The organism is Abyssogena phaseoliformis symbiont OG214, from assembly GCF_016592595.1.
Lineage (GTDB): Bacteria > Pseudomonadota > Gammaproteobacteria > PS1 > Pseudothioglobaceae > Ruthia.
Window position 1 is genome coordinate 1,371,765 of the sequence record NZ_AP012977.1, and the last position, 18,714, is coordinate 1,390,478.

Here is an 18,714-nt window from a genome sequence, read left to right on the forward strand (position 1 = left end):
GTTACGCTTTTTTACTCTTATTTTAATACTCTGAATCACCCACTGTCAAAATTTTCATCAGATTTGTGCCGCCAGACTTATTTGTATACGTACCCTTAGTTAGTATAACAGTATCGCCATCATAAACAAAATCGCCAACTTGTAAACGCTTGATAACAGCCTTGTTTATCTTTGCCCAATCTTTTCTAGTTGGCAAAAAACAAGGATGAACCCCTCTATAAAGGGTAGCTTTTTGCAAAGTCGATACTTTATCAGACATCGCTACAATAGGAATACCTGAACTAATTCTTGACATCCATATGGCAGTTTTACCACTTTCTGTTAAGGTTGCAATCACCCTAGCACCCATATGATTAGCAGCATACATTGCACTCATAGCAATGGTTTCATCAATATAAGTAAAGGTTTCGTCAAGACGATGGTGGGATATTTTAGCAATGGGATTTTTTTCAGCTTCAATACAAACATCGTGCATAGTTTTAACAGCATTTTCAGGGAAATCACCTACTGCTGTTTCAGCTGAAAGCATCACTGCATCAGTACCGTCTAATACTGCGTTAGCAACATCAAAAACCTCAGCACGAGTTGGAATTGGGCTGATAATCATTGATTCCAACATTTGTGTTGCAGTAATAACAATTCGATTATTTGATCTGGCCAACTTAATTAAGCGTTTTTGTTGTGCAGGTAACTGTGCATCACCAATTTCAACACCTAAATCGCCACGTGCTACCATAATGCCTGCCGACTCTTTGATGATATCTAAAATAACACCCTCCACCAAAGACTCAGCACGTTCAATTTTTGAAATTACACCAGCATCACAACCTGCCTGTTTTAATAATTGCTTAGTTTCACGCACATCATCGCCACTAACTGGGAATGATAAAGCCACGTAATCTGCTTTAGCTTTTGCTGCAATTATGATGTCTTTTTTGTCTTTTTCAGTCAATGCATTAGCAGACAAGCCACCGCCACGAAGATTAATGCCTTTTTTATCTGACAAAATACCACCTTGTGTCACAATGGTATTAATTTTATTGCCTTTAATACTAGTAACTTCTAATACTATTTTTCCATCATCCAATAATAAAATATTACCAATCTGCACCTCTTGTGGTAATTTTTTATACGCAATACCCACCGAATGTTGGCTGCCTAAATGATCATCCAAGTCAGCATCAAGTGCAAAGGTATCACCATTATTCAATTGGATTTTCATACCATCTTTGAAAGTAGCAATACGAATTTTAGGGCCTTGAAGATCCATCAAAACACCCACATAAGTCTGATTGGCTTGCGCCCAAGTGCGTACTGCCTTGACTCTGTTTAAATGTTCTTTTTCTGAGCCGTGCGAGAAATTAATACGCACAACATTAACGCCTGCTTCAAGAATGCTGTCTAACACACCTTCTTTATCCGTTGCAGGACCAAGTGTGGCTAATATCTTAGTTCTTCTAGGCAAAATCTACACCCGCAGCCCTTTGTTCTAAAATTTCTACTACTGGCAATGTTTTACCCTCTAAAAACTCTAAAAATGCACCGCCGCCTGTTGAAATATAGCTTATCTTGTCTTCAATACCGTATTTATCAACAGCTGCCAATGTATCACCACCACCAGCAATTGAAAATGCATCAGATTCAGCAATTGCCTTACCTAGTATCTTGGTACCACTAGAAAATTGATCAAATTCAAACACACCAACTGGACCGTTCCACACAATCGTGCCTGCATTTTTCATAATCTCAGCTAGTTGCTTAGCAGACTCAGGTCCAATGTCAAAGATCATGTCATCATCAGCAACTTCTATCGAGGCCTTGGTTTGTGCTTCTGCGGTCTCTGAAAATTCCTTGCCACAAACCACGTCTGTTGGCACTGAAATTTCACAACCTTCCATGAGTTTTTTGGCCGTTGGAATTAAATCATGTTCACACAAAGATTTGCCCACATTAAAACCCTGAGCTGCAATAAAGGTATTGGCAATACCACCACCTACAACCAACTGATCCACTATTTTGGATAAAGATTCAAGTACGGTCAACTTTGTTGAAACCTTAGAACCACCAACAATCGCAACCATTGGGCGCTTAGGGTTATTTAATGCCTTGCCAAGCGCATCAAGTTCACCCGATAATAATGGGCCTGAACAAGCAATGGGTGCATATTTAGCAACACCGTGAGTAGAGGCCTGAGCGCGGTGCGCGGTACCAAATGCGTCCATCACAAAAATATCACACATCAAAGCCATGCGCTTAGATAGGCTATCGTCATTAGCCATTTCACCAGCATTAAAGCGTACATTTTCACAAAGTACCACCTCACCATCATTCATCTGAACACCATCCAGCCAGTCTTTTTCTAAACGCACTGTGGTGTTTAATAATTCACTCAAACGATCAGCAACAGGCTGCAGGCTAAATTCATCACTTAGCTCACCCTCGGTTGGACGACCACGGTGTGACATTAGCATGACTTTAGCGCCTTGTTTTAAAGCCATTTCAATGGTTGGTAGTGAAGCCTTAATGCGCTTATCACTGGTAACAACCCCATTAGAAATTGGTACATTAAGGTCTTGACGAATTAACACTCGTTTTGAACTTAAATCCAAATCTGATAGATTAATAACTAACATAATAATTCTCCTACTTATTTATGCAATAGACTGATCAACAATTTTAATCAGGCTTTTTTCAACAGGCTCAACTAATGGCAACAGCCCATTAATGTTTGACAGTTGGACAATTTGCCTAGAGGGCAATGCCAATCCAACTTTGGTAACATTATCCTGAGTATATACCGAAATTCGACACGGCAACATGATGGCTAAATTAACATCCTTTTCAAGAATATCTTTTGCAACTTTTGGATTTCAAACCTCAAATACGTGACATTCTTCTGTCAACTCTTGACCTTTGTTAGCCAGTGTTTGCTTAATATCAAAAGCATGCAAAATGCCAAACTGGTTGTTTATAACAGCTTGTTTGAGTTTTTCAATTACCTCACTAACACCAAGTTGTGAGCTTTTAATATATAAATTTGACATAAAAAGCACGGCTCATAACACGATCCGTATTTTTAATAGTTTAAGCAATATGTTCAATTAAACGAAGCATATTACAAGTATAGCCATACTCGTTATCATACCAAGACACAACTTTAACAAACGTATCATCCAGTGCAATACCCGCACCAAAATCAAAAATTGAAGAAGCGCTAAAACCACGGAAATCACTTGATACAACCGAGTCTTCAGTATAAGCCAATGTGCCTTTCATTGAGTTTTCTGATGCCTCTTTCATAGCGTCACAAATTTGCTCATAAGTGGCGCTTTTGTTTAACTCGCAAGTTAAATCAACTACTGAAACATCAACTGATGGAATGCGAAACGCCATGCCTGTTAATTTGCCATTAAGCTCTGGCAATACAACGCCGACTGCTTTAGCAGCACCTGTTGATGAAGGAATGATATTCTCAAACACCGCACGACCACCTCTCCAATCTTTCATTGAAGGACCATCAACCGTTTTTTGTGTTGCTGTTGATGCATGAACTGTTGTCATTAGACCGCGCTTTAAGCCCCAATTATCATTAATCACTTTAGCAATTGGTGCAAGACAATTCGTGGTACAAGACGCCGCTGAAATAATGGCTTGACCTGCATATTCGGTGTGGTTTACACCATATACAAACATTGGTGTACTGTCTTTAGAAGGCGCTGACTGAACTACTTTTTTTGCACCTGCATCAATATGTGCTTGACAAGATTCTTCTGTTAAGAAAAAACCAGTACAATCAATCGCTACATCTACATCAATATCACCCCATGCAAGATCAGCAGGATTGCTTTCAGCTGACAAGCGAATTTTTTTGCCATTGATGACAAAATTATCACCATCAACTGCAATATCGCCGTCAAAACGACCGTGAGCTGTATCATACTTAAGCATATATGCTAAGTAATCATTATCTAATAAGTCGTTAATACCGACTACTTCTAGTTCTGGAAAATCCTTTGCAATTGCACGAAACACCATGCGACCAATACGACCAAAACCATTAATACCTATTTTTATTGCCATTTCTCACTCCTTTTTTTTACTTCATTACATTATGCCATTTGGGCATAAATCTCGTAAAAAACACTAAAAAAATCATCAGTAACTTTCGTCGTGCTTAAATTCATTATTTAACCAATAACAGCTTTTGCTTTTGCAATAACATTCTTTGTTGTAAAGCCAAATGCTTTAAATAATTGATCCGCTGGTGCAGACTCACCAAAGGTTGTCATACAAACCACATCACCATCTAGACCTACGTATTTATACCATCCATCACCAACACCTGCCTCAATCGCAAGACGTTTAACACCTGGTGTTAAAACTGAATCTTTATAAGCTTGGTCTTGGTCGTCATAAGCATTTGTACAAGGCATTGAAACAACGCGCACCTTGACATTCATTGCCGTCGCTGCTTCAATTACCAAGCCCACTTCAGAGCCCGTTGCAATAAAGATAATATCAGCCACACCTTCACAATCTTTAAGGACATAACCGCCTTTTTCAATATTAGCCACTTGCTCAGAAGTTCTCGCCATTGCTGTTAAGGTTTGACGTGAAAAGACCAATCCTGTTGGTGCATTGCCTCTAAGCATCGCCATTTTCCAAGATACCGCTGATTCAACAGCATCACACCCTCTCCAAGACTGGAAATTAGGAATCATGCGCATGGTTGCTAACTGCTCAACCGGCTGATGCGTAGGACCATCTTCACCCAAACCAATAGAGTCATGGGTATAAACATAAATTGTGCCAATTTTCATCAGTGCGGACATGCGTAATGCATTACGCATAAATTCCATAAACATAAAGAAAGTTGCACCGTAAACTTTAAAACCACCATGAAGTACCATGCCATTCATCATGTGCGCCATGCCAAATTCACGAACACCCCATGAAATATAATTACCGTTTGCGTTTTGTGCATTCACTTTAACAGTGCCTGACCAGTTGGTTAGGTTAGAACCGGTCAAATCAGCAGAACCGCCAAACATTTCTGGCAATAAAGGACCCATAGCCTCAATCGCACGTTGAGAGGCTTGACGGGAAGCAATGCTTGGCATTTCTTCTTGCATTTTAGCAATAAATTTATCCATTTCAACTGCAAAATTAACAGGCAAATCACCCAATATACGACGCTCAAACTCAGCAGCATCCACTGGAAACTCTACCTTATAAGCTGCAAACTTAACATCCCAAGCTGATTCATCAGTAGCACCTTTTTCTTTATGGTCCCAGCCTGCGTAAATATCTGCAGGGATTTCAAATGGTGCAGAATCCCAACCTAATTCTTTGCGAGTTGCTGCAATTTCATCATCACCCAGTGGCGCACCATGACAATTGTGCGTGCCGCATAAATTAGGCGAACCAAAACCAATGATTGTGCGTGTACAAATAAGTGAAGGCTTGGTAGTTTCAGCTTTAGCAACGATAATTGCCGCATTAATTGCATCAGCATCATGGCCATCAACATCACGAACAACATGCCAACCATAAGACTCAAAACGACCCGCTACGTCTTTTTCCATCCAGTCAGAAATATGACCATCAATAGAGATATCATTATCGTCCCAAAACGCAACCAATTTGCCAAGCCCTAACGTGCCTGCCATAGCGCAAGACTCGTGAGACAAGCCTTCCATTAAACAGCCATCACCCATAAATACATAGGTGTTGTGGTCAACAATGTCATAACCTGGCTTGTTAAATTGCGCCCCTAGCGTACGCTCAGCAATTGCCATACCAACTGCATTAGCAACGCCTTGTCCCAATGGGCCTGTTGTTGTCTCAATACCATCTGCATAACCATATTCAGGATGACCTGCGGTTTTGGCATGTAATTGACGAAAATTTTTAATATCATCTATGCTAAGATCATAACCTGATAAATGTAGCAATGAATAAATCAGCATTGAACCATGTCCGTTTGATAATACAAAACGGTCGCGATCAGCCCACTTAGCGTGTATTGGGTTATACTTCAAATGATCGTTCCAAAGCACCTGTGCAATATCTGCCATACCCATTGGTGCGCCTGGGTGTCCTGACTTTGCCTTTTGAACTGCATCCATGCTTAAAGCGCGAATGGCATTTGCTAAATCTCTGCGTGATGGCATATAAAATTCCTTGAACAAAAACTGAATAATTATACGTAAAAACTACTCTTTAATCAAGGCGCTCCCAAATGATTGTTTTATAAAAATAAAGTAGCCATACAATAGGAATAACTGAATTATAAGGCTGGTCTTTATAATAGACAAAAAAAAGACACTTATTAAAACATTGATATTATATGGTGGTTATAGGTGGACTTGAACCACCGACCCCAGCATTATGAATGCTGTGCTCTAACCAGCTGAGCTACATAACCATAAGAAGGAGTATTATCGAAAGATTTAACGTAAATGTCAATAGATAAAGTATAATTTTGATAAAATCAATTGACTATGTCAATCATTAAAATAGCACTAACAGGCGGAATTGCTTGTGGTAAATCAAAAGCGAGTCAACTCTTAAGCGGTCTGGGCGTAGATGTTATCAGCCTTGATGAACTTGCACGCGACGTGGTTAAGCCTAACACGTTTGGACTCAAAGAATTAGTAAAGTACTTTGGTAATGATATTCTTCTTAATGCTGATAAAAGCCTTAATCGTGGCGCTTTACGTAAACTTTTGCTAGAAAGTAAATCTAATCAACTGTTGATCGAAGCAGTGTTGCATCCAGAAATATTAGTGCGCATGCAAACTGCAATTAACAAATTAGAAAGCAAACTAGTGGTGGTTGAAATACCGCTATTAGCTGAAAAGAACCTTACTCATTTGTTTAATAGAGCAATTATTGTTGAATGCAATGAAGAGCAACAACTAAAAAGATTAATTGCTCGTGATAATATCAATCTAAAAGAAGCAAAAAGCATGATTTCTACACAAACTAGTCATTCACTACGCTTGGAATTATGTGATAAACTACCTGTTGATGTTATTGAAAATAACCTAGATATTGCTGACTTAACTCAGAAAACTAATCAATTGTATAAAAAGCTAATCAATTTGTAGTCTTTTAACAGCATTGCCATTGATTAGGTGTTCGGTGATAATACCATTAATGTCCTCTTCATCAATATTTGATACCAAACATTATCAGGATAAACAACCGCCACAGGCCCATATTCATAACGCCCCAAACAGTGTGATTCTCTAACCCCAATCTTGCCCTCACCCATAATACCTTCTTGACGGCACTTACCCTTGGCATAACGATACATCGTTTTAGCATTAAGTTGTGAGCAACATGCTTTGCCGTCTTTGCGAATATTTTTACAAAAGAAAATATACCGTGTATAAAGGCTCATCAAAAATCCTTATAAATCAATAGCGCGTTGATAGCAGTATTTTTTATCAATACCAGTCATTTTAGCTGCAAGTTTAGCGGCTTTTGCTGTGCCCATCTCAGTGAGCAGAATGGGCAATATTTTATCCAATATTTCTTCTCCTGATACTTGGTTGTCTTTATCCACTGCAGAAACAAGAATTGAAAATTCACCTTTTTGGTGTGCATCGTCTGCTTGTAAATAACTAATCAACTTTGGCAAAATATCTGTTTTAATCGTCTCAAACGACTTAGTCAACTCCTTGGCAAAACAAACAATGCGCTCATTGCCTAGTACCATTTGTAAATCTTGCGCACAAGAAAGAATGCGTTTGGGCGATTCATAAAAAATAGCTACTTCATTGATATGAGCAATTGAACGAATTACCTTCAAGCGCGCTGATTGTTTACTGGGCAAAAAACCAAAAAAACTGAATTTATCACTGGCAATCCCTGATGCGCTAATTGCGCTAATCATTGCATTAGAACCAGGAATGGGTGATACGTTAATGCCTGCTTTTTTCGCCTCGCTTACTAATACATAGCCCGGGTCGCTAATAAGTGGTGTGCCCGCATCGCTAATCAACGCAATATGTTTGCCTGCTAATAATTCATTGATTACATTGGGTGTTTTATGCCTTTCATTATGCTCATGAAAAGCACGCATGGGCGTTGCAATATCATAATGATTAAGCAAGTGTTTGGAATGACGTGTGTCCTCTGCTAGAATAATATCAACTGTTTTTAGCATTTCAACCGCCCTAAAAGTGATATCACTTAGGTTTCCAATTGGCGTGGCAACAATATAAAGCGTTCCGTTCATATTCAGTTTTAAAAGAAAAATTGGCAATCAAGCAGAAGACATTGCATTAGCATATTTGTCCAAACAACGTCTTAAACTCATTGAAAAAAATTATTTAACCCCATTGGGTGAAATAGATATTATTATGCTTGATAAAAAGTCAAACATTAGTTTTTATTGAAGTTCGCTATCGTACCAACATTCGTTTTGGCGCCACGGTAGAAACGGTTACTCACAAAAAGCAAACAAAAATAATTCGCACTGCTGAATTGTATTTACAAAGATACCAAAAATATCAAGATTATCTGTGCAGGTTTGATGTTATCGGCTTGAATCTGATTTAAAATATCCTAAAATCAATTGGGTAAAAGACGCTTTCGAAAGCTAAACATCATGAAAAAAATCATTCTATCAATATTTCTAATAGCAAACTCTTTGTTTCTAACAAGTTGTGCACCAGCCATTCAAGGTGCCTCAACCGTTAGTTCAGTCATTTCAATAAGTAATGACAGACGTAGTATTGGGAAGATACTGGATGACAAAACCATTGCCTTAAGGCTATTAACCTGGTCTAGCGAAGATTCAACATTAAGTGATGCACATCTTAATTTCATGGTTTATAACAAAATAGTACTCATTACTGGAGAAGTGCCAACACCCGAAATGCGCGTTTATGCCAGCAAGCAAGCACAACGTCAAGTACCAAAAATTTCACAAATATTTAATGAAATCAAACTCGGACCTTCAAGCGGGCTACTCAGCCGAGCCAAGGATTCAACCATCACCATACAAGTTGAACTTCTATTTCAAAATCAGGAAGTATTTCATCCAACCCATGTTCGGGTGATGACTGAAGACCAAGTGATTTATTTAATGGGCGCTTTAACTAAGCGCGAAGCAGATATGGCCGCCAAAACTGCTGCTAAAGCCAAAGGTGCTTACAAAGTTGTGAAGTTATTTGATTATCTAAAAACTCGTCCCAAAGCTGAAATAGAACGTGATAGGCTCAAAGCACTTGAGGATAAACGTAGAGCTGAACTTGAAAAACAACAAGCCGAGCTTGAGGCAAAAAAAGCTGACTTACAGCGTCAAATTAGGGCATTAGGTAGCAATACTACAGGGACAAATTTTTCACCGGAGTAAATGAATATCGGTGCTCATTAATGGCGCCAAACTTTATTAAGGCCTCAATGTGCACCTTAGTGCCATAACCTTTGTATTTGGCAAAGCCATACATTGGATAAAGCTTATTTAATTCAACCATCTAGCCTATCACGCGTTACTTTAGCAAAAATCGATGCTGCCGATATAACTGCTTCGGTTAAATCTCCTTTAATAATTGATGTACAATTTTCAAGTTCAGGACAGCGATTACCATCCACCCACGCCTGATCATATCTGATATCTAGACGCTCAACAGCACGGCGCATGGCCAACATAGTGGCTTGCAAAATGTTAATTTTATCAATTTCAATCGCACTTGCCTCGCCCACTGCCCACTGGCATTGATGAGTAATCAACGTATATAATCTCACTAAGCTTTTTTTGACTCAGTCAATTCAGACAAATCAAAATCATTTGGCAAAATAACGGCACCTGCCACCACATTGCCTGCCAAACAACCCCTACCAACTTCATCCACATCGACAATAATCATTTGTAGGATTGAATGCGTTGTTCTAAGTCATTTGGGGCAATAAATACAAAAGCACACCCGTCCCCCGTTTGGATTGTTGTAATAAGCCTATAATTTTTCTAAATCTGATTTAGCTGCTGCATAACTAACATGATGAGATAATTTATGCCCTACAATTGTGTAACCCACTCCCGAATGTTTGATAGCATGTTGAATAATCATAGCTTGACGAGAGTTTAACTTTCCACCGGCTAAATATGCACCAAGCAGTTTTAATGCTTGTTGCTGCTGATTTTGCTTATTGTCCACATAATCAAACAAGCCCTTGATGCTTTGATTAATAAATTTGAGTTGGCTATTGACAAAATAGGTCAAATCAAAATCATCACTTTCAACCATAAGAAAAGACTCGCCATACTGCGCTTGTGCTTCTTTAATATAAGTTGATAAAGTATCATATTGAAACAACCAATAATTATTTTTCAAAATCACCCAATAAAACAACGCCCTAGTTGTACACCCATTACCATCTACAAAAGGATGGTCAAATGCACAATATTCGCCCGAATAATAGGATGAACAAAATAATCAGGGGAGTTGCCATTGGCAAAGTTACATAAGTCTTCTAATCTATCAGGTAATTCTTCAAAATTAGGCGGATGATGTAGAATATTCCCTATATTGTTATCAACTACATTAATTTCGTTGTTTTGCCTAAGTTTACCAACATCTGAATCATTCATCGTACCGATAGCAACAATAGCGTGCAATTCTAAAATAAAACTCGGGGTTAAACCATCATTCTTATGGTTATTAATAAATTTAATTGCCTAATAATTGTTATAAATCATCTTCTGTGAATGGTCTTTGGGCGTTTTTTCATATTTCAACATATCACGTGCGACTTTTCTAGTGGTTGCCGCCCCTTCCATTTGAGAGGAGCTAATTGCTTCATCAATCAATGAGCGAATAGTGTACCTATCCTTATTATCGTCAATATTTTTAACCTCAAGCGAACCACGTATTTTTGAATCAATTTCATAGATATTTTTTTGAATATCGTCTGTCAAAATAAAAGAAGGATTTTCAATAAAAGGTAGTTTTTTTGCTGCTGCATCCGTGAAAATTTAACAAAGTGCCAATATTGCTCAATATTATCAAAATTTTCAGACACTTTTAAGTAGCCTGTTTTATCCCAATGCAGATAGCGATTTTTTTCATCGGTTATACGTAGCATTACTTCTTGTTGCATTTTTCCAACTGCCAATTCTAACAAATCTTGCATAAAGGATTTGGGTGGAGATACAATTTTCATAAAAAAGACATGTTATAACACCAACTATCAATTTTTTAACAATTGATAGTTGGGTAATTTTTTTAATGGATATGCGGTATTAACAGTGATTAACCCAATATATAGAATTATTAGTTAGCATTTAATTTACATTAATATGGCACTGGCTATCAATCACTTTAAAGCCGATATCATCTCGATAATAGGCGTTTTCCCAGTCAATTTTTTTCAAGTTTAGCGCATAAGCATTTTTTTGTGCATTTTTAGTGTCTATTCCAAGTGCAGTGGCACATAAAACACGCCCGCCATTACTAATAACATTGCCACTATTCATCCTAGTGCCAGCGTGAAATACTTTTGCTGATGTGCCATCTTCTGGCAGGACAATCACTTCATTAGAAGGATAAGTATTTGGATAACCATTGGCCGCTAGCACCACACCCAAAAACGCACGTTCATCCCATTCAATGCTTGCTTGGTCTAATTTTTGTTGCGTTGCCAATAAGCATAAGTCTGCTAAATTAGACTTAAGACGCATCATAATTGGCTGGGTTTCAGGGCCGCCAAAATGACAGTTATATTCCAATACTTTAAAATTATTATCTTGGTCAATCATCAGCTTGCGTATGAGCAATGATCACACCCTTGCCTGCAGCCAAGCCATCAGCCTTAATCACGATAGGTACGCCTTTATTTTTAACATGTTGAATGGCGGAGTTTACTTCGGTAAATACGTCGTAATACGCCGTAGGAATGTTATTACGCTCTAAAAAATCCTTTAAGATCTCTCCAGTTGTGAGACGGCCTAGCCTGAGTTGGCCCGAAAATTGCCGAGCCTTCGGCTTGAAAATGATCAACCACGCCTATTACCAGTGGCACTTCAGGACCAGCAATGGTTAAATTGACTTAATTGGTTTTTACAAAATTAATTAAACCCGCTATATCCTCTACAGCAATATCAACATTGGTCAATTTATTTTCTAACTGTGTGCCAGTATTACCAGGGGCAACAAACACTTGACTGACTGTATCAAATTTGGCACACTGCCAAGCCAAAACATATTCGCGACCACCACTACCAATAACTAAAACATTCATAAGCACTCTATAATAAATTTTATATGTGACATAATTTGCGTACTGTCGCAATTAAACGACATTGATACGGTTGAATTAAACAAATTAATGGCAATTGAACGCAAATAATAACCCATCAAGATGGCGTAATTTTGGAATGTTTTGCAAGATAAAATGCAAATCGTCCTCATGAGTTAACTGTTGCATTTTTTGATTTCTATCTAACAAAGACTGCTGCCAATCTTTTGAAAGTAGGGCAAAAGTCTTATCTTTTTCAAGCATTAAATAAATGCGTTTAATAAGTTTGTCCTTTTTATCAAGGCTAATTTTATTAAAATGAAAATCAACATAGTCAGGCTTTAACAAATCATCTGCTAAATGCACCTCGGTATTAAACGGGTCAAACACTGATGCAATACACACTTCTACATTATTGAGCCCAATCACCAAACGATATACACCCGTTTTTAAGTAGCAAAAACAGCCAAATATCAACCAATTCATCTAAGTGGTCATCGACAGTATTAAAAGCTTGATCGCGGTTATAAACACTTTCACGCAGGCTTTTATCGCCCTTGATAGAATGCATTAAATTGTTATTAAAATAATAACCAACCAGTGCATCTTTTTTGTTCATACAAATAACCTTTTTTGGTGCAATTATCCTATTTTCTTGACGCTGTCCAGCCCAAAAATTGTTTTTTCTCATCAAATAATTTCACTTTAAGCAATCCTTGCTTATCTGTTTGAACTTCTCTGCCAAACTTGATATCCACACTTTGGACCTCACTCAGGTAAACATCCTCAAGATTTAGTAGCATGGCTTCACTGGCAAAAATTTTCTCATCTAGTGTCTTGTGGATAATCATCTGATGCCAGCACCTCAAGGTCAGAAAATTTAAAGGTTTGGCTGATATCAATATGTGCAAAACCTGTGCGCCTGAGTTCAACAACATGCGCACTACAATCTAGTTTTTTTACCAATATCTTCTATTAAAGTACGAATATAAGTGCCTTTAGAACACGTTACTTCAAGCGAAAGTATGCCATTTTCATATCCAAGATAAATAATTTTATGAATGGTAGCTGGACGTGGTTCTCTTTTTACTTCTATGCCTTATCTGGCAAGTTTATACAATGGTTGCCCATTTCTTTTGAGTGCTGAATACATAGGCAGAATCTGCAAAATACTACCCTTAAAGCTTATAGCCTTAGCAATTTCACTGTCACTTAAATGCTCAAAAGGCTGGGTTTTGATAATACTGCCTTCGCAATCACCTGTATCGCTCATTTGCCCCAACTTACCACGCATAAAATAACATTTATCATCCTCTAGTAAAAATTGTGCAATTTTAGTCGCCCGCCCTAAACAGATTGACAAAATACCACTGGCTAAAGGATCTAGTGCACCCGTATGTCCCGCCTTCTTGGCAAAGAAAAGTCATTTTACTTTTTATAAAGCAGCATTAGAACTTAAGCCAAAATCTTTATCTAATAAAACAATACCATTAATGCCTCTACCTTTTTGGATTGCGTCTTGACATGGGATGAGTTCGTGCAACAGTTTGTTAAAGTTTAGACAATAGTTGTTTAATCCTTGCGCCTGTGTTAGGCGCAGGGTCAAAGATAAATCTAAGTGCAGGTGTGTGACGAAGTTCTAGCGTTTTTGACAAACGAGAACGAAAAAAGCCACTGGCTTTAGCAAGTAGTGGCTTAACCACTGCTTTGTCTTCCTTAGTGACCGTATAAAAAACCTTGGCACTGCTTAGATCACGACTTGCCAATACATCGGTAATCACCACGCCACTTAATCTTGGGTCTTTGGTGGTAGTCCTTAATAATAGCGTTAACTCACGGCGAATAAGTTCGTTAATTCTTTCAATTCTATAAGAGGCTTGTTCTAACACTTGTATCAAAAATCCAATTAGAGTGTGCGCGTTCTTTCAACACGCTCAAAGACTTCTATCTGGTCACCTGGCTGAACATCTCTGTAATTAAGGACGCCAATACCACATTCAGTGCCTGATTTCACTTCATTAACATCATCCTTAAAGCGTCTTAGTGATTCTAGCTCGCCTTCAAAAATAACCGCACTATCGCGCAATACTCGAATTAGACTGTCACGTCTAACCACACCTTCCTCAACCATACATCCTGCAATGTCACCCATTTTTTGAGATCTGAATACATCCTTAACAGAGGCAATGCCAATAATATTTTCACTAAGTTCAGGGCTGAGTAAACCGCTCATAATCGCCTTCACATCATCAATTAAGTTATAAATAATTGAGTAATATTCAACACGAACACCTTCATTGTCAGCCGTTTTACGTGCAACAGCATCAGCACGCACGTTAAAGCCAAGCACCAAAGCATTAGAAGTTGCTGCCAGTGTAATATCAGTATTGTTAATACCGCCAACACCACTTGATATTACTTTTACTCTAACTTCATCCGTTGATAATTCTTCCAAGGCTTCAATCAATGCTTGCGCTGAACCTCTAACGTCCGCTTTAAGCAATACATTAACAGTCGAAACATCGCCTTCTTCCATTTTCATTAAGAAGTTCTCCATCTTCGATGCTTGTTGTTTTTGTAATTGCGCCTCACGGTCTTTGGCTTTTCTAAAATCAGCCACCTCACGAGCCTTGCGCTCACTATCCACCACTAACACTTCATCACCAGAGTTAGGCACACCAGATAAGCCCAGCACTTCTACAGGCATTGACGGTGTGGCTGATTTAAGCACTTTGCCTTTGTCATCCACAATTTGCTTCACTTTGCCATATTCAAATCCAGCAATCATGATATCGCCTTTGTTCAACGTGCCCGATTGCACCAAAATCGTGGTGACTTTGCCACGGCCTTTTTCAAGGCGTGCTTCTAGCACAGTACCGTATGCTGGTGCTTTAATCACCGCTGAAAATTCTAAAACCTCAGCAGTTAGTGAGATTGCGTCTAATAAAGCATCCACACCTTCGCCAGTATACGCTGATACGGGTATCGTCATTACGTCGCCACCCCAATCTTCAGAGATAACATTATGCGTTGAAAGAACTTGCTTAATTTTATCAATATCCACCCCTTCTTTGTCTATCTTATTAATGGCAACAATCATTGACACACCTGCAGTTTGTGCGTGTTTGATGGACTCAATCGTTTGTGGCATCACGCCATCATCAGCAGCCACCACCAAAATAACAATATCGGTCACATTAGCACCACGAGAGCGCATTTTTGAAAATGCCTCATGTCCTGGTGTGTCAATAAAAGTAATGGTGTTACCGTTTGACTGAACTTGATAAGCACCGATATGTTGCGTAATACCGCCAGCTTCACTGTTTACTACCTTGGCTTTACGAATGTAGTCAAGCAATGAGGTTTTGCCATGGTCAACATGACCCATAATGGTTACAACAGGTGGTCTAGCACTTTCATTACCACTAGATTTTGACTGCTCAATTAACACATCTTCAATGGTTTCTCCAACACTAGCAATGCCTTTATGCCCCATTTCTTCTACAACTAACATGGCGGTATCTTGGTCAATCACATCATTCAGTGTTACCATAACACCCATGTCCATCAACACTTTAAGCACTTCTCCAGCTTTGGTGGCCATCTTTTGTGCGAGTTCGGTTACTTTAATATTCTCAGCAATAGCGATTTCATGAATCATTTTGTCAACAGGCTTTTGAAAGGCATGTTGCGCCTGCTCTTCTTGTACTTTTTGTGACAAGCGTGTTCTGTCTTTTTTCTTCAGCTTTCGATTTGGATTATGTCTAGCAACATGAAGTTGCCTGCGAGTATTATTACCACTAAGTGCATTATGCAAGCGTTTAGATTTTTTATCTTCTTTAGACTTATCCGTTATTTTAGGTTTTTCAACTTTTTTTGCAGTTTCTTGCACTGGCGCTTGTTTAGCCGTTTCTTTCTGGGCTTTTAACGCCTCTGCTTGGGTTTTTTGCAAACGCACCATCTCCAAACGCTTAGCATCTTGGGCTAATAATTTTTCATCTGCATCACGACCAGCATCCAAGGCAGCTTGAGCAGCTTCATTAGCAGCGATTTCAGGCTGTTCATCAGTCGTTGTGGCTGACTTTGTAAGGCGTTTTTTCTTAACTTGCACCTTAACACCACTTGCTGAACTGGCACTGGACTTAGTATCTGCCTTACGAGAGACAGACATACTAGATTTACTACTTGAGCGTTTTGAAAGACTGCTCATCAAAATTTTTCTTTCTTCTGCTGAAATGGCAGAGTCTGAATTTTTACCATCAACGCCAGCATTAGCCAGAATTGTGATTACCTCACCAGGCGTCTTTTTCAATAATTTAGAGAGTGTTTGAACTGTATGTGCCATAATGCTTGCCTATATTTTTTTTATAATTATTAACTTAAAATAAATTCTAACGCTAAATTAATCAAACCATCCTTCATTTTCTCTTGCGGTCATGATAACACTGGATGCTATTTCGGTATCCATATCTTGAATATCAAGCAATTCATCGATAGATAACTCCGCTAAGTCATCAACAGTGACAATGTCTGCTTCAATTAATGCACTCGCCAAATCCTCACTAACGCCTTCAACACTCATGAGCACCTCAGAAGCTTCAGTATCCCCCAAGGCCTGTACTAATTGTGCATCTGATGCGCGCTCTTGAAGCTCTTCAACCATTGATGCATCAAACTCTTCTATGCTTTCTAAGACTTGTGCATCTGCATCAACCAGCTCATCCACACTGCCAAACCCTTCTTCAATCAACACGCCTGCTACTTCAGAATCAACACCTAATTGATCGGCAAGTTTATCGCTAATTTTTAGCATCTCCTGTGCTTGTTTCTCATCAGCTTGGGTTGTTGACATTACATTTAATTTCCAGCCAGTCAAACGAGAAGCAAGCTTAATGTTTTGACCACCACGACCAATGGCCAATGCCAACTGGTCATCCTCAACCGCAATGTCCATTGAATGCTTATCTTCATCAACAATAATTGAACTCACCTGTGCAGGTGCCATTGCATTAATCACAAATTGTGCAGAATCCTCATCCCAAAGAATGATATCAACACGCTCAGCATTTAGCTCATTTGATACCGCCTGAACACGCGCACCACGCATACCAATACAAGAACCGATGGGATCTATACGCTTGTCTTTAGCCCTGACTGCTAGTTTCGAGCGCAAACCTGGATCTCTACTACCACCCATAATCTCAATCACGCCTTCAGAAGTTTCAGGCACTTCCATTTTAAACAGTTCAATCATCATTTCAGGCACACTGCGCGATAGGAAAATTTGCGCACCACGAACAGAGGATTTCACCTCTTTAATATAGGCCCTTAAACGGTCATTTTTACGCACTGATTCATTAGGAATAAGGTCAAATTTAGGAATCATGCCATCAACACCGCCCATATCCACATAAACATTACCTCTATCAACGCGCTTAACCGTAACCATAATCACTTCGCCAATACGAGCGGAATAATCATTAACAATCACCCCTCTTTCTGCCTCACGAACCTTTTGGATAATCACTTGCTTAACAATTTGTGCTGCAATACGACCAAACTCTTGTGTTTCGATTGGCTTACGCACGTAATCATCAACTGCTATACCACTTGCTTCTTTTGCATAAATGTGTAATTCTGAATCAAACTCAGTACCATCATCATCAACAAACGACTCGCCATCTGCCACAACCATCCATCGCCTAAAGGTTAAAAATTCGCCCGTTTGTCTATCAATTTCAACATGCGCATCAATATTATTGCGTTTTTTTGTCGCAATAGCCAACGCCTCTTCTAATGACTCAAGCACCTCCTCTTTAGAGATATTTTTCTCGTTTGAAATTGCCTCAACCATTAAAAATAATTCTTTGCCGTCCATAGTCTTTATTCTCCTAAATTGCCCAATTGGGCTTAAAAACCAACCACTAAATTTGCTTTTTCAATCAGGTTAATATCCAAAATAACTGAACCCAATTCATCGACTAACTCAATCGTATTATCAACCTCGTTAACACAACCAATTGCGCCAAAAAAATTACGCCGCCCATCAATCGGCCTAACCATACGCAATTTAATATCAGCGCCTAAAAAACGCTGATAATGCCCCTTATGAAACAATGGGCGCTCAATACCAGGTGATGAAACCTCCAAGGTGTATTGTCCACTAATCGGCTCTTCCACATCAAAAATACTACTCAATTGATGAGAGACTTTTTCACAATCATTAACGCCAACGCCTTTATCTGTATCAATAAAAACCCTTAAGATGCTGTGCTTACCGCTAGCAACGTATTCAATGCCCACTAATTCATAGCCCATGTCTTCAATAACAGGCTCAATTAAATGGGTAATTTTGTCAGTCACTTTTGCCATATATTTCTACTCGTTTACCTTTCTACGCATAACAAAAAACCCCTAGAAAGGGGGTCTTAATCAACTCTTTTATTAACAAAATAAAAAAAG

22 protein-coding genes, 1 tRNA gene and 4 pseudogenes are annotated in these 18,714 nt (G+C 38.8%); 4 read left to right on the plus strand and 23 right to left on the minus strand.

Annotated elements, in window-relative coordinates:
• Window positions 1–22: 22 nt before the first annotated feature.
• From pyk to CVPH_RS08760, 6 genes and pseudogenes are all read right to left on the minus strand, one after another.
• The gene (gene pyk / locus CVPH_RS08730) at window positions 23–1,465 is read right to left on the minus strand and encodes a pyruvate kinase (RefSeq protein ID WP_201341346.1); all 1,443 of its coding nucleotides are present in this window, start codon (window positions 1,463–1,465) and stop codon (window positions 23–25) included.
• A complete protein-coding gene (locus CVPH_RS08735; RefSeq protein WP_201341347.1) occupies window positions 1,458–2,633 on the minus strand; it encodes a phosphoglycerate kinase in 1,176 nt (391 codons plus the stop codon). Before CVPH_RS08735 ends, pyk begins: the two co-directional genes overlap by 8 nt.
• Before the next feature lie 18 nt (window positions 2,634–2,651).
• Window positions 2,652–3,044 (minus strand): annotated as a pseudogene (locus CVPH_RS11375) (DUF302 domain-containing protein).
• 40 nt (window positions 3,045–3,084) lie between these two features.
• On the minus strand, window positions 3,085–4,080 hold the full coding sequence (gene gap, locus CVPH_RS08750; RefSeq protein WP_201341349.1) for a type I glyceraldehyde-3-phosphate dehydrogenase: 996 nt from the start codon (window positions 4,078–4,080) through the stop codon (window positions 3,085–3,087).
• 107 nt (window positions 4,081–4,187) lie between these two features.
• Window positions 4,188–6,173, minus strand: a complete 1,986-nt coding sequence (gene tkt, locus CVPH_RS08755) for a transketolase (RefSeq protein ID WP_201341350.1) — start codon at window positions 6,171–6,173, stop codon at window positions 4,188–4,190.
• Between the two features lie 177 nt (window positions 6,174–6,350).
• Window positions 6,351–6,427 (minus strand) — tRNA-Met (locus CVPH_RS08760).
• Between the two features lie 76 nt (window positions 6,428–6,503).
• On the opposite strand from CVPH_RS08760, the gene coaE reads away from it, so the two are divergent.
• Window positions 6,504–7,112, plus strand: coding sequence for a dephospho-CoA kinase (gene coaE, locus CVPH_RS08765; RefSeq protein WP_201341351.1), 609 nt, complete (start codon window positions 6,504–6,506; stop codon window positions 7,110–7,112).
• A gap of 23 nt (window positions 7,113–7,135) precedes the next feature.
• Here coaE and CVPH_RS08770 read toward each other — a convergent pair whose 3' ends face one another.
• Both CVPH_RS08770 and rsmI read right to left on the minus strand, forming a co-directional pair.
• On the minus strand, window positions 7,136–7,408 hold the full coding sequence (locus CVPH_RS08770; RefSeq protein ID WP_425353117.1) for a (2Fe-2S) ferredoxin domain-containing protein: 273 nt from the start codon (window positions 7,406–7,408) through the stop codon (window positions 7,136–7,138).
• Between the two features lie 9 nt (window positions 7,409–7,417).
• Complete coding sequence (gene rsmI / locus CVPH_RS08775) at window positions 7,418–8,248, minus strand: 16S rRNA (cytidine(1402)-2'-O)-methyltransferase (protein WP_201341352.1); 831 nt, start codon at window positions 8,246–8,248, stop codon at window positions 7,418–7,420.
• Between the two features lie 40 nt (window positions 8,249–8,288).
• On the opposite strand from rsmI, the gene CVPH_RS10870 reads away from it, so the two are divergent.
• The 3 genes from CVPH_RS10870 to CVPH_RS08785 are packed head-to-tail and all read left to right on the plus strand — an operon-like array spanning window position 8,289 to window position 9,370.
• A complete protein-coding gene (locus CVPH_RS10870) occupies window positions 8,289–8,408 on the plus strand; it encodes a YraN family protein (RefSeq protein WP_425353134.1) in 120 nt (39 codons plus the stop codon).
• On the plus strand, window positions 8,377–8,571 hold the full coding sequence (locus tag CVPH_RS08780; protein ID WP_281064641.1) for a YraN family protein: 195 nt from the start codon (window positions 8,377–8,379) through the stop codon (window positions 8,569–8,571). The genes CVPH_RS10870 and CVPH_RS08780 overlap by 32 nt, the downstream gene beginning before the upstream one ends.
• A gap of 49 nt (window positions 8,572–8,620) precedes the next feature.
• Window positions 8,621–9,370, plus strand: coding sequence for a BON domain-containing protein (locus tag CVPH_RS08785; protein WP_201341353.1), 750 nt, complete (start codon window positions 8,621–8,623; stop codon window positions 9,368–9,370).
• Here the strand turns inward: CVPH_RS08785 and rnhB are convergent.
• From rnhB to rimP, 15 genes and pseudogenes are all read right to left on the minus strand, one after another.
• Window positions 9,342–9,884, minus strand: a pseudogene (gene rnhB / locus CVPH_RS08790) (ribonuclease HII). The gene CVPH_RS08785 and the pseudogene rnhB sit on opposite strands and share 29 nt — an antisense overlap.
• Before the next feature lie 87 nt (window positions 9,885–9,971).
• The gene (locus tag CVPH_RS08795; protein ID WP_201341354.1) at window positions 9,972–10,349 is read right to left on the minus strand and encodes a hypothetical protein; all 378 of its coding nucleotides are present in this window, start codon (window positions 10,347–10,349) and stop codon (window positions 9,972–9,974) included.
• A gap of 44 nt (window positions 10,350–10,393) precedes the next feature.
• Window positions 10,394–10,633, minus strand: a complete 240-nt coding sequence (locus CVPH_RS08800) for a Fic family protein (protein WP_201341355.1) — start codon at window positions 10,631–10,633, stop codon at window positions 10,394–10,396.
• A 60-nt stretch (window positions 10,634–10,693) separates the two neighbouring features.
• Window positions 10,694–10,933, minus strand: coding sequence for a Fic family protein (locus CVPH_RS08805; RefSeq protein ID WP_201341356.1), 240 nt, complete (start codon window positions 10,931–10,933; stop codon window positions 10,694–10,696).
• Entirely contained in the window at window positions 10,930–11,148 is a 219-nt protein-coding gene (locus tag CVPH_RS08810; RefSeq protein ID WP_225879698.1) for a hypothetical protein, read from the minus strand. The genes CVPH_RS08805 and CVPH_RS08810 overlap by 4 nt, the downstream gene beginning before the upstream one ends.
• Window positions 11,149–11,299: 151 nt before the next feature.
• Window positions 11,300–12,255 (minus strand): annotated as a pseudogene (locus CVPH_RS08815) (phosphoribosylamine--glycine ligase).
• Between the two features lie 84 nt (window positions 12,256–12,339).
• Entirely contained in the window at window positions 12,340–12,684 is a 345-nt protein-coding gene (locus CVPH_RS08820; protein WP_201341358.1) for a hypothetical protein, read from the minus strand.
• Window positions 12,665–12,871 (minus strand): hypothetical protein, encoded by a 207-nt coding sequence (locus CVPH_RS08825; RefSeq protein WP_201341359.1) that lies wholly within the window; start codon window positions 12,869–12,871, stop codon window positions 12,665–12,667. Before CVPH_RS08825 ends, CVPH_RS08820 begins: the two co-directional genes overlap by 20 nt.
• 28 nt (window positions 12,872–12,899) lie before the next feature.
• On the minus strand, window positions 12,900–13,103 hold the full coding sequence (locus tag CVPH_RS10345; protein ID WP_225879699.1) for a hypothetical protein: 204 nt from the start codon (window positions 13,101–13,103) through the stop codon (window positions 12,900–12,902).
• A complete protein-coding gene (locus CVPH_RS10350; protein WP_225879700.1) occupies window positions 13,078–13,218 on the minus strand; it encodes a hypothetical protein in 141 nt (46 codons plus the stop codon). Before CVPH_RS10350 ends, CVPH_RS10345 begins: the two co-directional genes overlap by 26 nt.
• Window positions 13,196–13,615: pseudogene (locus CVPH_RS10355) on the minus strand (hypothetical protein). Before CVPH_RS10355 ends, CVPH_RS10350 begins: the two are co-directional and overlap by 23 nt.
• 187 nt (window positions 13,616–13,802) lie before the next feature.
• Complete coding sequence (rbfA, locus tag CVPH_RS08835) at window positions 13,803–14,141, minus strand: 30S ribosome-binding factor RbfA (RefSeq protein ID WP_201342468.1); 339 nt, start codon at window positions 14,139–14,141, stop codon at window positions 13,803–13,805.
• Between the two features lie 17 nt (window positions 14,142–14,158).
• Window positions 14,159–16,597 (minus strand): translation initiation factor IF-2, encoded by a 2,439-nt coding sequence (infB, locus tag CVPH_RS08840; protein ID WP_201341360.1) that lies wholly within the window; start codon window positions 16,595–16,597, stop codon window positions 14,159–14,161.
• A 57-nt stretch (window positions 16,598–16,654) separates the two neighbouring features.
• Complete coding sequence (gene nusA, locus CVPH_RS08845; protein WP_201341361.1) at window positions 16,655–18,130, minus strand: transcription termination factor NusA; 1,476 nt, start codon at window positions 18,128–18,130, stop codon at window positions 16,655–16,657.
• A 32-nt stretch (window positions 18,131–18,162) separates the two neighbouring features.
• The gene (gene rimP, locus CVPH_RS08850; RefSeq protein ID WP_201341362.1) at window positions 18,163–18,624 is read right to left on the minus strand and encodes a ribosome maturation factor RimP; all 462 of its coding nucleotides are present in this window, start codon (window positions 18,622–18,624) and stop codon (window positions 18,163–18,165) included.
• Window positions 18,625–18,714 lie beyond the last annotated feature (90 nt).

What these genes read in the sequence shown, in the direction of transcription:
- nusA (WP_201341361.1), bottom strand. Translation starts at nt 18,130, where the DNA reads ATGGACGGCAAAGAATTATTTTTAATGGTTGAGGCAATTTCAAACGAG.
- CVPH_RS10345 (WP_225879699.1), bottom strand. Translation starts at nt 13,103, where the DNA reads ATGATTATCCACAAGACACTAGATGAGAAAATTTTTGCCAGTGAAGCC.
- CVPH_RS08810 (WP_225879698.1), bottom strand. Translation starts at nt 11,148, where the DNA reads ATGCAAGATTTGTTAGAATTGGCAGTTGGAAAAATGCAACAAGAAGTA.
- coaE (WP_201341351.1), top strand. Translation starts at nt 6,504, where the DNA reads ATGTCAATCATTAAAATAGCACTAACAGGCGGAATTGCTTGTGGTAAA.
- CVPH_RS08785 (WP_201341353.1), top strand. Translation starts at nt 8,621, where the DNA reads ATGAAAAAAATCATTCTATCAATATTTCTAATAGCAAACTCTTTGTTT.
- rsmI (WP_201341352.1), bottom strand. Translation starts at nt 8,248, where the DNA reads ATGAACGGAACGCTTTATATTGTTGCCACGCCAATTGGAAACCTAAGT.
- gap (WP_201341349.1), bottom strand. Translation starts at nt 4,080, where the DNA reads ATGGCAATAAAAATAGGTATTAATGGTTTTGGTCGTATTGGTCGCATG.
- CVPH_RS08735 (WP_201341347.1), bottom strand. Translation starts at nt 2,633, where the DNA reads ATGTTAGTTATTAATCTATCAGATTTGGATTTAAGTTCAAAACGAGTG.
- tkt (WP_201341350.1), bottom strand. Translation starts at nt 6,173, where the DNA reads ATGCCATCACGCAGAGATTTAGCAAATGCCATTCGCGCTTTAAGCATG.
- CVPH_RS08770 (WP_425353117.1), bottom strand. Translation starts at nt 7,408, where the DNA reads ATGAGCCTTTATACACGGTATATTTTCTTTTGTAAAAATATTCGCAAA.
- CVPH_RS08825 (WP_201341359.1), bottom strand. Translation starts at nt 12,871, where the DNA reads ATGAACAAAAAAGATGCACTGGTTGGTTATTATTTTAATAACAATTTA.
- rimP (WP_201341362.1), bottom strand. Translation starts at nt 18,624, where the DNA reads ATGGCAAAAGTGACTGACAAAATTACCCATTTAATTGAGCCTGTTATT.
- infB (WP_201341360.1), bottom strand. Translation starts at nt 16,597, where the DNA reads ATGGCACATACAGTTCAAACACTCTCTAAATTATTGAAAAAGACGCCT.